The sequence below is a fragment of the Niallia sp. genome, from assembly GCF_031978665.1.
Classification (GTDB): domain Bacteria; phylum Bacillota; class Bacilli; order Bacillales; family Cytobacillaceae; genus Niallia.
Genome location: NZ_DALZDK010000024.1, coordinates 54674 through 70331, shown reverse-complemented (window position 1 = coordinate 70331; position 15658 = coordinate 54674). Strand labels below are relative to the sequence as shown.

11 protein-coding genes are annotated in these 15658 nt (G+C 37.9%); 4 read left to right on the top strand and 7 right to left on the bottom strand.

Annotation, left to right across the window (positions count from 1 at the left end; genetic code table 11):
• Positions 1–195: 195 nt before the first annotated feature.
• The 4 genes from RTL21_RS14280 to RTL21_RS14265 all read right to left on the bottom strand — a co-directional run bounded on the left by RTL21_RS14280 (position 196) and on the right by RTL21_RS14265 (position 5282).
• The gene (locus RTL21_RS14280; protein WP_312096599.1) at positions 196–1134 is read right to left on the bottom strand and encodes an LCP family glycopolymer transferase; all 939 of its coding nucleotides are present in this window, start codon (positions 1132–1134) and stop codon (positions 196–198) included.
• 148 nt (positions 1135–1282) lie between these two features.
• The gene (locus RTL21_RS14275) at positions 1283–2632 is read right to left on the bottom strand and encodes a C40 family peptidase (RefSeq protein WP_312096597.1); all 1350 of its coding nucleotides are present in this window, start codon (positions 2630–2632) and stop codon (positions 1283–1285) included.
• Positions 2633–2748: 116 nt separating this feature from the next.
• Positions 2749–3180 (bottom strand): hypothetical protein, encoded by a 432-nt coding sequence (locus RTL21_RS14270; protein ID WP_312096595.1) that lies wholly within the window; start codon positions 3178–3180, stop codon positions 2749–2751.
• Between the two features lie 11 nt (positions 3181–3191).
• Positions 3192–5282 carry a glycosyl hydrolase family 18 protein gene (locus RTL21_RS14265; protein WP_312096593.1) on the bottom strand — a complete coding sequence of 697 codons (2091 nt, stop codon included), beginning with the start codon at positions 5280–5282 and terminating at the stop codon, positions 3192–3194.
• Between the two features lie 189 nt (positions 5283–5471).
• Here RTL21_RS14265 and RTL21_RS14260 point away from each other — a divergent pair, with 189 nt between their 5' ends.
• A complete protein-coding gene (locus RTL21_RS14260; protein WP_312096591.1) occupies positions 5472–6233 on the top strand; it encodes a CAP domain-containing protein in 762 nt (253 codons plus the stop codon).
• 91 nt (positions 6234–6324) lie between these two features.
• Here the strand turns inward: RTL21_RS14260 and RTL21_RS14255 are convergent, their stop codons facing one another.
• On the bottom strand, positions 6325–9363 hold the full coding sequence (locus tag RTL21_RS14255) for a glucosaminidase domain-containing protein (RefSeq protein ID WP_312096589.1): 3039 nt from the start codon (positions 9361–9363) through the stop codon (positions 6325–6327).
• Between the two features lie 301 nt (positions 9364–9664).
• Positions 9665–10789, bottom strand: coding sequence for an ROK family transcriptional regulator (locus RTL21_RS14250; protein ID WP_312096587.1), 1125 nt, complete (start codon positions 10787–10789; stop codon positions 9665–9667).
• Between the two features lie 214 nt (positions 10790–11003).
• Between RTL21_RS14250 and RTL21_RS14245 the strand changes: the two genes are divergently transcribed.
• Genes RTL21_RS14245 through RTL21_RS14235 form a run of 3 tightly spaced genes read left to right on the top strand, consistent with a single transcriptional unit; the run spans position 11004 to position 14721 of the window.
• Positions 11004–11780 (top strand): SDR family oxidoreductase, encoded by a 777-nt coding sequence (locus RTL21_RS14245; RefSeq protein WP_312096585.1) that lies wholly within the window; start codon positions 11004–11006, stop codon positions 11778–11780.
• A gap of 33 nt (positions 11781–11813) precedes the next feature.
• On the top strand, positions 11814–13343 hold the full coding sequence (locus RTL21_RS14240) for an FGGY-family carbohydrate kinase (protein ID WP_312096582.1): 1530 nt from the start codon (positions 11814–11816) through the stop codon (positions 13341–13343).
• 31 nt (positions 13344–13374) lie between these two features.
• Positions 13375–14721, top strand: coding sequence for an MFS transporter (locus RTL21_RS14235; protein WP_312096580.1), 1347 nt, complete (start codon positions 13375–13377; stop codon positions 14719–14721).
• Between the two features lie 71 nt (positions 14722–14792).
• On the opposite strand, the gene RTL21_RS14230 is transcribed toward RTL21_RS14235, so the two are convergent.
• On the bottom strand, positions 14793–15566 hold the full coding sequence (locus tag RTL21_RS14230) for an ABC transporter permease (RefSeq protein WP_312096578.1): 774 nt from the start codon (positions 15564–15566) through the stop codon (positions 14793–14795).
• Positions 15567–15658: the final 92 nt, after the last annotated feature.

The following is a 15658-nucleotide window of genomic DNA, read 5'->3' as shown; positions in this document are numbered from 1 at the left end:
ACTTGTATATACTAAGAATATAGTAAAATCCTAATAATTCCAATAGAAGTTTTTTCTAAATAGAAAGGAATAAGAGGGACATTTCTCCTAATTACAAAAGGAAAGCAACGAAACTGTTCCTATGAAGACGAAAAAAGAACACTGAACTGGGAGAGTTAGTGTCCTTCACTTATTCTTTTTAATTCGTTTCACATGTTATTCCATATTCCCACTCAACATATCATGTACTTTCGCTTTCTCTTCATCTGAAACGTTCAAATAGTATGTTTGTCCAGGCGGAGTGCCTTGGCCGCTAACTTCATACTGCTCAATAGATTTACGCACACCTCGATAATTCTTCTGTATATCCATCATTTGCTCAAAGGTAATATTGGTTTTTACGTTATCACCAAGCGCATCGAGAATTTCATCAAAATGCGTAACTGTAGATAGGCCAGTGGCTTTATCGATTATTGCGCTAATGACTTTACGCTGTCTTTCATTCCTACCAAAGTCGCCTTGAGGATCCAAGTGACGCATCCTTACATATCCAAGTGTTTTCGGCCCATCTAATGTTAATATACCTTTATTATAATGGTAGCCTTTTTTATAATACCCTTCATCAATCCAATCCAAATCGTTTTGAACGGTAATTCCTCCAATGGCATCAACTAAGTCGCTTAGTGCTTCCATATTTACTTGAATATAATAATCCATCTTAACATCGGTGAAATCTTCTACTGTATCCTTTGTCATTTTGACTCCACCATAAGCATAGGAAGCGTTTATTTTTGTTACTCGTCCATCTCCGATAATTTCCGTTTTAGTATCACGAGGAATACTTACCATTTGCATTTTTTCTTTTTGGGGATTCAAAGTCATGACAATAAGTGTATCCGATCTACCTACATCCCCTTCTCTTTCATCCACTCCCATGAGCAAAATGGAGATAGGTTGCTTTTTATTAAGCTTTTCTTCTCTTGCTTTCTTTTCTGATTTAGAATCTTCTTTAAGCGGGATATACATCGTATCGGCTGTTTTTTCTATACTATGATAAAGATAAAAAATATAAGATCCTAAACCGATGATTAATATCCCTATGATCGAAATTAAGACAAGCCCAAACTTTTTCTTTCTTTTTTTCCTTGTTCTCATTCCAGCTCTCACTTTCGTTTATGTATTTACAGCATGTAGCTTACAACACAAAAATGAGAAAATGATGAAAATATAGGAGAAGACAGAAAGACGGCTCTACTTATTAGAAACAGTAGAACCGTTCCCTGAACTTTCCCCTCATTCCCCCCTAAAATACTCGCTTTGCTCCTACATAATACTGTGACCAATAGGAGTTATCCATAGAATACGCAGCAATTCCCTTTGAACTTGTGGCTGAAATGAATTGGTTATCTCCCATATAAAATCCAACATGGGAAATGGTACCTGTAGTATTGACGGCAAAGAAAACTAAGTCTCCTGGCTGTAAGTTAGCTCTTTGAATGACTTCTCCAGTATTATATAAACCAGCAGATGTATTGCGAGCCATCGAGACACCATGCTGATTAAACATATAAGAAACAAAACCTGAACAATCAAAGCCCTTCGGAGTTGTACCGCCCCATAGATAAGGGACTCCAAGATAATTATTTGTATCACTTATTAGAGCTTTTTTTACAACGGCATGGCTGATAGCCGTTGTTGTTGCTTCATCTGCATTACCTGTTACAGGTAATAGATAATCCCTTTGAAAATTTTGAATTGCCTCTTTTGCAGACACACTTGTATTACCTGTTGCGGCTGGTACTGCATAGTAACCAAGGGTTTGTAAATTTTTCTGTACCGTTGATGAAATTGTACTTGTTGTAGTAGTTGTGTCCCCTTGCCCATTTGGAATGGTTAAAACCTGTCCCACATAAATGGTAGTTGACGACAAGCCATTTATACTTATAAGATTATCTACCGTTGTTCCATATCTTTTTGCAATGGCAGATAGTGTATCTCCTGAGACAACAGTGTATTTACCTGTTTGATTAGTAGAAGGTGTACTAGTAGTACTGTCTGTAATTAGTTTAGGAATAATTAGGATTTGCCCAAGTGTTGTTCCATCACTTGATAAGTTGTTTGCTTCCTTTATTGCGTCAACACTTACATTGTATTTTTTGGCTAAAACGGTTAAATAATCTCCTGTTCCAACTTTATGAAAAGCTTGTGGAATAATAAGCTTTTGATTAATTTTTAGGGTATCGGATGATAATTTATTTGCTTGCTTTATTTGATCAACAGAGGAACTGTACTTTTGAGAGATATTCCAAAGTGTATCTCCTGATTTAACTACATAATAAACGGAAGTTGAAGTTTGTGACTGAACCGTTGAGGGGCTTAATCCTGCTGCTTGTGCAGAGGTTGGTGGATCCATCATGAAGGGAAGTGCAGTTACAGCAATCCCCCCCACTACTACTTTGATCATCTTTACTTTAAGATTCGGGTAGTGATCTTGCAACATTTGTTTTGCTGCCGTTAAAATAGATGTCTTTTCTTTATTAATTGTTCCCAGTTCTTCACCAAATTCTGATAAATACTCGTCCGCATAAATAATTAATGTATATTCATCACTTTGTGCATCCTTCTTCAGTGCATACCTTTGAAACGTTTCCATATGATTTCACTCCTTTTGTATTATAAGGACTACAAGGAACGGTTCTATTTGCTTCCCTTTCAATTAACATTAAATAATGGAATCACAAGAACCCGTCCCTCTGTATACACATCCTCTTACTTTACAAAGAGTTCTGTCTTTGTTTTTGTAGTTGTAAGTACCATTACATCTATTTGAGAAGTGGTGCTTTTCATTTTGTATGGAACCGAAAATGTTTGCCAGCTATCAGTCAGCTCTATTGGCATTTTTTTCTCATTAATAAAGATTCCTCTTGCATCAGTTTCTTGTATTACTATTAGATACTTTCCATTTCCCTTTAAATTTATGCTAGGTTGTATTTGGAGAGAGGAAAATTCTCCTCGTAAGGTATAAACAAACCCTTCTTCTTTTTTCTCACCCATAGTCTTCACTACGTATTCCTCTTGATCAACCTTCTCTACGGTAGCATTCACCCCAAAGTATTTTGCCGCTTCTTCTCTAGCCATGAACTGAGTAGGAAAGGAAAAGAGAAATAGAAAGAAAGTCATAAAAATTAATTGTTTTTTCATGTACAACACTCCTATTTAGATTTAGTTACACTATCCAGCTTAGCAAGCGTAACGGGACCAGCGATTCCATCTGCCTTCAATTTATATTTTTTTTGAAAAGCTATAACTGCGTTCTTTGTAGCAGTATCATATTTACCAAGTGCCTTCCCTTTATAGGTTTTGGTTTTAATTAGTTTATTTTGCATATCCTTAACAGCTGTTCCTTTTGAACCCTGTTTTAGGGTAGGATATTTTACTGCGGATGACGTAGTCTTAGTAGCGGCTGCGACACTATCTAATTTCGATAAAGTGGCAGGACCTGCAATCCCATCCGTTTTAAGCTTATATTTTTGTTGAAAAGCAATGACAGCTTTCTTCGTAGCCGTATCGTAAACGCCATTAACTTTTCCCGTATAAAGCTTAGTTTTCTTCAGCTTATTTTGCATATCTGTAACGGCTGTCCCTTTTGAACCGGATTTTAATGTTGGATATTTCGTTTGTTTGGCTGGCGCAGCGACTTTTGCAGTGGTAGTACTTTTCGTAGCAGTTGTTGATGTCGTTAGCTTAGCTGGCGGAACAACTACAGTCGTTTCTGCTGGTTTCGTGACCGTTTCTGTTTCTGATTTACTTCCTTCATTTGTAGTAGCTGCTAAGTCTGCAGTTGGACTTTGCGTATTTTCGGTTGTAGTAGAAACCTTTAACACTTGTCCAACAAGAATATTATCACTTGTTAAATTATTTAATTGTTTTAACTGATCGACAGTCAAGTTATTAGATGTTGCGATCTTCCATAAAGAGTCTCCAGACTGAACCGTGTATGTGGAGGTTGCCTGAGTAGTTGGCAATTGTTGTTGCGGTTCAACTGCCTGACCATTATCAGACATCCAAGTGCGAAAATTTTGCCAGATAGATGTGCTCTCCTGTCCTAAACTCCAGCTACCAGATCCTTTTAAATTGTATTTATGAATCAGCTCAAATTTTGCTGCAATCGAATCGCTATTTTCATACCAAATTTTATAGGTACCTGGTGTTAATGTTTTTCCCGCTATCGTTGTAACTGGATCCCCCTGTTTAATCGTAATCGTCGCTTTCGGAGACTTTGTTGCTTCATCAAATACTACTGTTCCCCCGTATTTAGATAACAGCTCATCGACACGGACATTGGATATGCCTGTTCCTCCAGTCGCTTCTCCTTCTTTCCAATAGCGGCCGTAAAAAGGTATACCCAATACTATTTTATCTGGAGAAATGCCTTGTTTTAAGGCGTATTGAATCGACTTTTCTACCCAACCATAGCTTGCAACGGGACCTTCAGGGCTTCCTTCATAGCTTTCATCATATGCCATTACCATTAAATAACTTGAATACTTTGCTAATTCCTTGTAATCGTAGGTGCCATGCCATCCCTTCGTCCATCCATTCGGATTCGCAGCTACTGCAACCGATACCTCTTTATCGGAAGGTAATTTTTCTCTAAGAAGCTTTACTAGATCTGTGTATGCATCGCGATCAATTTCTGTCGTATTTTCGATATCTACTTGTATTCCGTCTAAATTGTTTTTAATAATAAAATCTGCTATTTGCGTGGTTAATTTCTCTCGATTATTTAATGCTGCTCGACCTACATTTCGGTCCCAATGATTACTTAAAAAAGGAACTACTTTTATCCCCCGATTATGCATTTCCTTTACAAAGGTAGAATCAAATTGTGTTGTAATTTTCAAGGATCCATCGGCGTTTATATCAAAATAGCTGGGAGAAACTAAGCTTAAATTCCCTTGCGTTTTATCAATTTGCGAAATATAAGATTTGGTGTTGCCAAAGTAAAGATAGGACATATTAAAGGTTACTTCATGCGCTTCCGCCTTTTGAAAAGGGAAGCTCGCCAAAATTACAGTACCAACTGCCAAAACAATCGTTGCTTTTTTTATCTTGGGAAATTCCTTTTTGATAAATTTTTGGGCTGAAATAATTAAAGTTTTCCCATTCTCTTTCGTCGAGTGAAAAAATTCACTCCCGAATTCCGTGTCAAATGATGGCTGTTCCCCCTTCATTCGCAGTATAAGCGTATACTCGCCATTCACTTCTTTTATCTCCACTTGATCAAAGTTACTTAAGTCCATTTTTTCACCCCCTGCAATTAGTATGGATTCAGACAGATGGTTCTAGTGCCGACATTACAATGCCAATTCATGGTAACGCGAGCAGTAGACCATCACCTCCATATTTGCTTTTAATTCCCATATGTATTTTCTTTAAAAGGAGTAAAAATAACAGGGTAAAAACTTAATAATAAAAAGGAGCAAAAGATGATGAAGCTTAAAAATATATTTTCTATTCTTGCTTGTGTGCCTTTTCTAATGCTAGCTGGATGTGCTGATAATGATCGAGAAGCGATGGATTGGGATTCCAACCATCGTTATAATGAAGATACAATTTCTAGCTTAACAACCAATGTAAACAGTAAAAAATATCCGCATACACAGCCGATAAAGATTCAAGATGCAAAATATGAATTCCGTACGATTGTAGGAACATACGAGCCAAATGCAGCAAATCGACAAATCCAAAAGGCTTCACCAAACAAAGCTACACCGAACCAAGCTACACAGAAACAACAAGTAAATCAAGGGGCTCAGCCGACACCGCAGACTACCCCTTCTACGAATGCTAATAATGCTAAGACGGAGAAAGAGCCAAGTAAATTTGTAGCATCTGTCATTGACTTAACAAATGCAGAAAGAAAAAAACAAGGTCTTCCAGCATTACAAGCTTATCCTGAATTAAACAATGTTGCTGATGTAAAAGCAAAGGATATGAATGATAAAGGATATTTCTCTCATACAAGTCCAACCTATGGATCTCCATTCGACATGATGAGAGACTTCGGAATCACTTATCAATCCGCTGGTGAAAACATTGCCCAAGGACAACGTACACCTGAGGAAGTAGTAAAAGCTTGGATGAATAGTGAAGGTCACCGCGCAAATATACTAAATGACAAGTACACACATATCGGCGTTGGTTTTGACGAAGGCGGTTATGAATGGGTACAGATGTTTGTTAAGAAATAAGAAAAGAGGGGCGGTTTTACCGCTCCCTCTCATTGAAATTATTCATACATATAATGCAATAAAAAATTGCAATACAGATCAAAATTCCCTTTTATTTATATACTGGAATTTCTAAATGCAGGATATATGGGCGCAAGTTATACACTTCGGACATAACTTTAACTTGTTTATGGGCCCAGCCAATATCTGTAGCATATTGATGTCCAGCAAATGATTTATTGTTCATTAATTCTGGATTCCATCGCATTTTATAAATGGTATTTTGGACAATATTATAACTATTTTCCCCACCAATATAGCCATTTTCAATAAAGGCTGCTCCTCCTAATATCGCTTTATACGGCGTGTCCCAACCCTTTTTATAAGCTGCTTCCGCCCCACACTCTTCTGGACAGGAATCATATGCACCGATACCATACATGTTATACACTTTTTTCCCTTTATACTCTATCCCTTTTGCAAGGGTAGATTTTCCATTGCCGGTTTCTAATAAAGTATGAGCCATTAAATAGACTTCATTGATTCCGTATTTTTTACCAGCATCAACGAAAGCTTGTCCTTGCCCTTCTAAAATCCCTTTTCCTTTTAAGTATTTGTTTAGAATACTCACAGGCACTTCGCTCGATTTTGTTAAATCTAAGAATTGGAATCTTTGGACGGTGTCACTAGAGAAGTTGGCTGGATTCAGATAGTATTTAACATCTGAAGAAGTAGCATTACGCCAAGCGTTATAGCTTACTTCCACCCATTTGCTTTTCTCATCTTCTTTTAAAACAGTTAATAACGTTCCTTTTTTCACAGATCCATAAACATGACTTGTCGTACTTGCCTTCGATCTAATATTTAGTGTAGTAGCTTTTACTCTGCCTACTCTTGTCTCAAGTTTCACAAGAGAACTATGAACAAATAATTCTTTTTCTTTATATTCGATCTTATACCATCTGTCGCTGTCGGAATATTCATCCCCAACAACATTGTCGTCTAAAACAAGAATGGATGTTCCAGACTTCACCTTTGCAGCAACATTGCTATCCTTTTTATCATCTTTTAATTCTGGAGAAGTTCTAAGCTTCACATCATTTTTAGTGATCTTTCCTTTATCCATCATTTGAAGATATTCTTTGCTTGCATATGCTTTTGCATCGCTGTATTTATCTGTCTGTGGCGAAGTGTTCATTTGCAACGCTAACGCCTTATTGAAAGAGATATTGTAATAGGTTTTCGTCGTATAGACATTTGTTCTGTAAGCATTTTTCTCGCTAACAGCTTCACCTTTACCTTTTTCAACAAGCTTTACTTCCATCGCTTCTACTCGCTTAAACAGACCTTCTGTTCCAGCTTTCATTCCATTCTTTGCCCAGCCTAACCAGCCATAGGATTGAACATGAACGCGATAATAAATATCGTAATAATTGGCAATCTCGCCAGATAAATTAATTTTTACCACTTCTAATGGTTTTGTATAACCTTCTATACCAGAAACTTCCTTATTCGTTACACTGCTTAACCAATTGCCGCCTTGCATTTTAGAGGCATAAACAAGTTTTCCACTATAAGGAGAGTTTTCAATATTTATTTTAATTGCTTCTACGCGTTTAGACTGACCCTGTGTACCACTTAATGCACCATTCTTTACGGTTTTCGTCCAACCGATCGACTGAACATAAGAGGCATAGGCAACTGAAGGTTTTGTTAAAAAAGGTTTAGAAGTAGAACCAGGTGCTTTTTCACCCTTCTCCACTAAAACTACATTAACAGCCTCCACTTGTCTCGCTAATCCCTGTGTTCCAGCAGATTGGCCATTTTTCGCCCAGCCTAGCCAGCCATAGCCATTTGCATAAACACGATAATAGATATCGTAATGCTTCGCCATTTCTCCTGTTAAGCTCAATTGAATCGCTTCAATACGTTTCCCCTCACCAGCTTTTCCGCTGACACCACCATTCGAAGCATTTAGCCAACCGTAGCCTTGAACATTAGCCTTATAGGAAACACCACCTGAATATGGTTTATTCTTTAAGGCCACCTTTAGTGCTTCAATTCTTTTTCCAGATCCACCAGACATTGCTCCATCTTCTACCGTCTTCGTCCAGCCATTACTATAATAAGTAGCATACGCAACCGATAAATCTGTTACAAATGGTTTAGCCGTAGATCCAGGTGCGTTCTTTCCTTTTTCGACAAGCTTAATTTGAATCGACTCTACTCGTTTGGAAAGTCCTTCTGTTCCAGCAGATTGACCATTTTTCGCCCAATCCAGCCAACCGTAGCTTTGGGAATGCACTCGATAATACACATCATAATGCTTCGCCATTTCTCCTGTTAAGTTTATTTGAATGGCTTCTACTCGTTTGCTTTTCCCTGTCGTGCCGCTTATAGCTCCATTTGAAACAGCATTCATCCACCCGTTACCTTGGACATGGGTTTTATACGTAATGCCACCGGAGTAAGGAGCATTATTTAGGGCAATTTTTATCCCTTCAACTCGCTTGCTTTTTCCAGTCGTTCCAGCTGATGCTCCATTTTTCACGCTGTTCATCCAACCATAGCTTTGAACATGAGCGGAATAGGAAACAGCTAATTTTCCTACAAATGGCTTATTGGTAGAACCAGGAGCTGCTTGTCCTTTTTTCACTATGACTACCTGCATAGCTTCTACTCGTTTAGAAAGTCCTTCTGTTCCAGCAGATTGACCATTTTTTGCCCAACCTAACCAACCATAGCTTTGGGAATGCACTCGATAATACACATCATAATGCTTCGCCATGTCTCCGGTTAAGTTAATTTTAATAGCCTCTACTCGTTTCGACTTACCGGTGGTTCCACTAATCGCTCCAGCTTTAACGCTATTCATCCAGCCATAGCCTTGGACGTGTGTTTTATACGTAATGCCACCTGAATAAGGGGCATTGTGTAAAGCTATCTTAACTGCCTCTACTCGTTTCGACTTACCAGTAGTTCCAGATATTTTTCCGTTTGAAACACTATTCATCCAACCATAGCTTTGAACATGTGTTGCATAGCTTATACTTGGATTTCCTGCTGCATTTACATTGGTAACATTTGTGGAATATACCAAAACTAGTAAAATAGCCACAAAAAAATAAAGAAATCCGCTTTTTTTATTCATAGATTCTATGATTTTCCCCCCATTAGCTATATTAGGACACAAAATGACATCATTCTTCCTAATATTTTCTTTTTCTATACTACTATTCTATCATATTCGACACATTCATTTTAATAGTTTCTGGGATAATAGCCGAAAATAGGAAAAAGGAATGATGACAAATGGAAGATTACGGAAGGAACTCACAAGGATTTTCAGAAGATTTCAAACACACTAAAAAAAGCACAACTAGCAAAATAAACTGCTAATCGTGCCAAGTCTGCCAAGTTATTAATTGCAATTACAAGAGGACTGTTTCCAATTAAATCAAATCCAAAAACGATTGAATAAATGGAATAGCTGCTCCAATTGGAACGCCTTTTGCAGGTGAGCGACTTATATGAATAAAGCGTTCGTTGCTTGGAAAGGCAGATTTTTCGTTTGTCTTTTCATGAAGAATATTAATATCCTCTTCAATTAAGTAGGAAGAAAGATGCCCTCCGATAATAAATTCTCTGTTAAGGACAAGATGCAAATTGTTCATGGAAAATGCTAAATAGTCTAAAAAAGTGTTCCATCTTTCCACATAAGAAACAACACCTGAACGGACATTTTTGAAAAATCCATCCAAAGTTTCTCCACTTTCTAACAAAGCATTAACAGAGCTATATGTTTCCATACATCCTCTCTTTCCACAGTAGCACAAAGGACCTTTTGAGTTTATCGTCATATGCTCGACCGTCCCACTATGCCCTTCTCTTCCCATATAAATTTGATTATTGATGATGATTGCTCCACCAAGATGTGTACCAATTGATAGGTAGACAGCATCCCCAATATCATTTCTAACCCACAATTCCGTTGTGGCCGCACACTTGGCATCATGCAGAAATAAACAAGGATACGGAAGGTATTGGGAAAATACTTCTACATCTAAACCAGTAGAAATTAAGATTTTTCCGTACGTAATTTTTTTCCCATCATTGGATGTTAGTCCCTGAACAGCGAATCCGACACCAAGAACCTGTTCCTCCGTAATATCGAGAGAGGCAATAAACGTCTGAATCGCATCGCTCAGTTTCTTATAGTAACTTCCTTCATTCGAATATTTCATAGAAAGCTTCTCTTCCTGAAAGGCTTGGCCAAGTAAATCAATCGCTAAAATTTGGACCGTACTCGCCTGAATTTCTACCCCAATACTAATATGGGCTCGTGGAGAAATCGCATAGGCTGTAGCCCTTCTGCCAACAGAAGATTCAAACTGCCCACTCTTCTCAATTAACTTCTCCTTTTCCAAACGCACAAGATTCTGTGTAACCGTCGGCAAACTTAAATGCAGCTGATGCGCAATCTCCTGCTTAGATAGCTTTCCATTTTGATAAAGGAGATGATAGATCGACGAATAATTCCCTTTTTTTATATCTTGAAATGTAATGTTATTATCCATGAAAAAACCCCATTTTATAAAAAAGTTTTATAAAACTATTTCCTTAAATTTTCTTTAATATATCACAAAACCTATTATTATCCCATCTTTGTCAAATATAGTTTGACATTTTTAAATTTTCTTCTTATTGACTATTTAGAGAAAACGCTTTATTATGTAAATATATTTTATAAAACTATTTTACAAAATAACTTAACGAAAAGGAATGATAAATATGGGTATTATTGAAAAAATGAGATTAGATGGTAAGAAAATATTTGTAACTGGCGGAGCTAGAGGAATTGGAAAAAGCGTTGCAACCGCTTTTGCTGAAGCAGGCGCAGATATTGCAATCGTTGATTTAGATATAGAAGAAGCAACAAAAACAGCAAAAGAATTGGAAGAAAATAATGGGATTAAGTCCATTGCAATTAAAGCTGATGTAACAAACCCAGAAGATGTAAACGCTATGATGGATACTATATTAGAAGCTTTTGGACGTTTAGATGTTGCTTTCTGTAATGCCGGAATCTGTTTAAATGTACCAGCAGAAGAAATGACCTTTGATCAATGGAAAAAAGTGATTGATATAAATCTAACAGGTGTTTTTCTAACAGCACAAGCAGCAGGTAAAGTTATGCTTAAACAAGGTGGCGGTTCGATTATCAATACAGCATCTATGTCAGGACATATTGTAAACGTTCCCCAACCACAATGTTCTTATAATGCTTCTAAGGCAGGCGTAATCCAATTAACAAAATCACTAGCAGTCGAGTGGGCATCAAGAAATGTACGTGTTAACTGCATTAGTCCAGGGTATATCGGTACAGAACTTACATTAAACTCTCCAAGCTTACAACCTTTAATTAAACAGTGGAATGAAATGGCACCGCTTAACCGTATGGGTAAACCAGAAGAGCTTCAATCCATTTGTGTTTATCTAGCTGGGGACACTAGCAGCTTTACAACAGGCTCTGACTTTGTAATCGATGGTGCTTTCACTGCTATTTAATAGACTCATAGATTTCTATAGGGGGAACTATTTATGAATTACTTACTCGGTACGGATATCGGAACTTCAGGTACCAAAACGATATTAATGGATACAGATGGTAACTTGATTGCGCAAGATTTACAGGAATACGATGTCTTAACCCCAAAGCCTTTATGGGCAGAACAATGGCCAGATGTATGGTTGGAAGCAACAAAAGCATCAATTAAAAATACGGTGCAAAAAGCAGGAATTCCGCTTGAGAACATCCGCGGCATCGCCATCAGTGGCTTGTATGGAGGTTCAGGAATTCCATTGGATGAAAACATGGAACCTGTTAGGCCTTGTATGATTTGGATGGATCGAAGAGCAGAAGCAGAATCAAAATGGGTGCTCGAGCACATCGGAAAAGAAAAACTGCTTGAAATTACCCATAATGGCGCAGATCCTTATTATGGATACACAAAAATCCTCTGGATGAAAAACAATGAACCAGAGAACTGGCAAAAAACAAAGCTATTTCTCCCACCAAATGATTATGTGATTTATAAGTTCACAGGAGAAGTTGCTATTGATTATTCTTCTGCAGGAAATATCGGTGGTATTTTCGATATGAATAACAGAACGTGGTCAAAAGAAATGATGGATGCTATGGGAATTCCCGCATCACTCATGCCTAAAAAAATTGTAGAATCAACTGATATTGTCGGCGGCTTAACGAAAGAAGCTGCAGCAGAGTTAGGACTTTCAGAAGGAATGCCAGTCATTGCGAGTGGAATCGACTGTGGTGCTGCCAATATTGGACTCGGTGTATTGGAATCTGGTATTTATGCTGCAGCAATCGGAACTTCCATGTGTGCGGCCCTCATTTCTGATAAACCAATCAAAGGAAAAGACTTAATTGTTTGGCCATATTTATACGATGCAAAAAGACTTTCTTATTATTTTGCTGGTGGAAATACTGCTGGTGCGATTGTGAAATGGTTCCGTCAAACAATGTGTCAATATGAACTGGAAGTCGAAAAGGCTGGCGGAAAGAATGCTTATGAAGTATTAAATGAACAAGCAGCTAACATACCAGTCGGAAGTCAAGGCTTGATTGTCCTTCCCTATTTTATGGGCGAAAGAAGTCCAATTTGGGATTCGGATGCAAAAGGTACCATGGTTGGACTGTCATTGGCACATACAAAAGCCCATATCTATCGCGCTTTTCTTGAAGCAGTTGCCTTCTCTTTGCGTGATGCAATTGAAGCGACTGGTGAATATCTTGGAGAATATATCTTACTTGCAGGCGGTGTAACCAAATCTAAATTGTGGCGACAAATTTTTGCAGATGTTACAGGCTATCCTGTTGTCTGTCCGATTCATGATGTAGAAGCCAATATGGGCGATGTTATGCTTGCCGGAATTGGAACTGGCCTTCTCTCTTATGAAGAAGTAAAGAAATGGCAGGTTCTCGATGAAAAGATTATGCCAAATACAGAGAATCATCAAAAATACAATGAATATTATCATGTTTATAAATCTATTTATAAGAATTTAAAAACAGATATGAAAACGTTGACAAGGATTTCAGCAATGTAAGAGTTTTTTTACGAAATGGATGGTGATAGGGATGGAAAAATGGAGAAAAAGGATTGGATACGGAGCTGGGGACTTCGCATGTAATCTTGTATTTAGTACAATGGCATCTTATTTACTGTTTTTCTATACAGATGTGTTTGGAATTACCGCAGCGGTTGCTGGAACTTTAATGCTCGTAACAAAGATTATTGATGCATTTGCTGATACAGGCATGGGATTATTAGTAGATAGAACAAATACTAGATGGGGACAAGGAAGACCTTATTTCATCATTGGAGCTATCCCTTTTGCCGTCTTTACGATTCTGACGTTTATTGTCCCTGATTTCAGTATGGGAGGAAAAATTGTATGGGCTTACGTAACGTATTGTTTATTAAACATTGCCTATACAGTAGTAAATATTCCATTAAACACCATTGTGCCAAGATTAACTTCGGATAATCATGAACGAAACTGGCTAGTCTCAACTAGAATGATTTGCGCCTTAATTGGAACCGCTTTAGTTATGACCATTACAAATCCACTTGTTAATTTTTTCGGAAAAGGGGATACCCAAAAAGGATATCTCATTACAATGACTATTTACGGGGTTGCAGCAGTAATTGTGTTTGTCTTTACGTTTATGAATACAAAAGAAGTTGTCCCCCCTACTGTCGAACGAGGAAAGTCCTCATTTAAAGACGATTTAAAAGGTTTAACTGGTCATGCGATGATCTTTTTTATCTTGAACTTTCTGTACTTCGCCTTATTTGTTATAAGAAATACAACGGTAATCTATTATTTTACTTACAATCTTGGACGGACAGATTGGCTCACATTTGTAGGACTATTCGGGATTCTCTCTGGTCTGCCAATGCTGCTTCTTTTACCTTGGCTTCAAAAAAAACTACCAAAAAAGAATGTATTGCTTTTAAGTGTCCTCATTTATATTGTTGGAGATCTAATGATCTATTTTGGAAAAACATCTCCTGTCTTACTGATTACTGGTTTGGCAATTACCGGTCTTGGAATTTACGGTATTTTCGGGACCACCTTTGCTATTCAGCCAGATATTATCGATTATTCGGAGTATAAAAACAACAAGAGTATTGCAGGAATGATTGCAGCTTTCCAAGGTTTCGCAGTCAAAATAAGCTTAGGTCTTGGCAGTGCCCTTGTCGGCGTCTTTCTTCAAATGGGTGGCTATGTTCCGAACTCTACTCAAACGCCAAAGGCATTATCGTATATTGAAATAAGCTTCATTTGGGTACCGCTAGCAATCTGCTTTCTAATCGGAATAACCATGCTATTCTACAAGCTCGATGAGAAACGCTCAGCAATGGATACAGAGTTGAATCGCAGACGTAGCTTGGTAGATAAAAATATTGTAAATCTTTAAGGGGAACAAAGGGACGATTCTTATGAGGACATTCATCATCATAAGAATCGTCCCTTCTTAAAGACACTGGACTAATGAACACCTTTCTGTTTAAAAATCAAGATTGCTGCAACAAATGCTAAAATGAGCATGCTGCCGAACCAGATGATAGATAATATAACGTTATTACCAATCGGTGTGCCAATCAATAAACCGCGCAAAGATTCTATCAGTGGTGTCATGGGCTGGCTATCAGAAAAATCCTGGAGCCATTTTGGCATCGTATCCGTTGGTACAAATGCGCTGCTTACATAGGGTAGAAACATTGGCAGAAAGGTAAATGTGCTTGCCACTTCTATATTATTCGCTAACAATCCGCATACAACAGCAATCCAACAAAGTGATAGTATAAATAGTAACAGTAGCCCAAACGCTGCAAGCCAATCTGTGAATCCAGCATTTGGCCTAAAACCGATAAGAAATGCAACCATTATAACAATTACCGTGCTAATTAAGTTCTTGGCAAGACTGCCTGCAACATGCCCAACCAACATAGAGGAAGGATGAACAGGCATGCTGCGAAGGCGAGTAAACAGCCCTCCAGTCATATCCTGTGTAATCCCCATCGCGGTAGTCGAACTTCCATAACCTAGACAAGTAATAATAATCCCTGGTACCACATAGTTGACATAAGCTGCGTTGGTTTCAATGGCACCTCCAAATACATAAACAAACATTAGCATCAGGATGACAGGTAAAGCGATGCTAATAATAATCGATTCTGGATTTCTAAAGATGTGTTTCCAATTCCGTTGAAACATCGCCCATCCGTCACTTATTGCCCAATAAAATGCCGTTTCTTTCATTGTACTGAACCCCTCTCTCCGTTATTTGCATAAATACATCATCCAAGGTCGCCTTACGAGAATGAACGGCAGCAACCTTAATTTCTGCCTCA

What these genes read in the sequence shown, in the direction of transcription:
- RTL21_RS14280 (WP_312096599.1), bottom strand. Translation starts at nt 1,134, where the DNA reads ATGAGAACAAGGAAAAAAAGAAAGAAAAAGTTTGGGCTTGTCTTAATT.
- RTL21_RS14275 (WP_312096597.1), bottom strand. Translation starts at nt 2,632, where the DNA reads ATGGAAACGTTTCAAAGGTATGCACTGAAGAAGGATGCACAAAGTGAT.
- RTL21_RS14270 (WP_312096595.1), bottom strand. Translation starts at nt 3,180, where the DNA reads ATGAAAAAACAATTAATTTTTATGACTTTCTTTCTATTTCTCTTTTCC.
- RTL21_RS14265 (WP_312096593.1), bottom strand. Translation starts at nt 5,282, where the DNA reads ATGGACTTAAGTAACTTTGATCAAGTGGAGATAAAAGAAGTGAATGGC.
- RTL21_RS14260 (WP_312096591.1), top strand. Translation starts at nt 5,472, where the DNA reads ATGAAGCTTAAAAATATATTTTCTATTCTTGCTTGTGTGCCTTTTCTA.
- RTL21_RS14255 (WP_312096589.1), bottom strand. Translation starts at nt 9,363, where the DNA reads ATGAATAAAAAAAGCGGATTTCTTTATTTTTTTGTGGCTATTTTACTA.
- RTL21_RS14250 (WP_312096587.1), bottom strand. Translation starts at nt 10,789, where the DNA reads ATGGATAATAACATTACATTTCAAGATATAAAAAAAGGGAATTATTCG.
- RTL21_RS14245 (WP_312096585.1), top strand. Translation starts at nt 11,004, where the DNA reads ATGGGTATTATTGAAAAAATGAGATTAGATGGTAAGAAAATATTTGTA.
- RTL21_RS14240 (WP_312096582.1), top strand. Translation starts at nt 11,814, where the DNA reads ATGAATTACTTACTCGGTACGGATATCGGAACTTCAGGTACCAAAACG.
- RTL21_RS14235 (WP_312096580.1), top strand. Translation starts at nt 13,375, where the DNA reads ATGGAAAAATGGAGAAAAAGGATTGGATACGGAGCTGGGGACTTCGCA.
- RTL21_RS14230 (WP_312096578.1), bottom strand. Translation starts at nt 15,566, where the DNA reads ATGAAAGAAACGGCATTTTATTGGGCAATAAGTGACGGATGGGCGATG.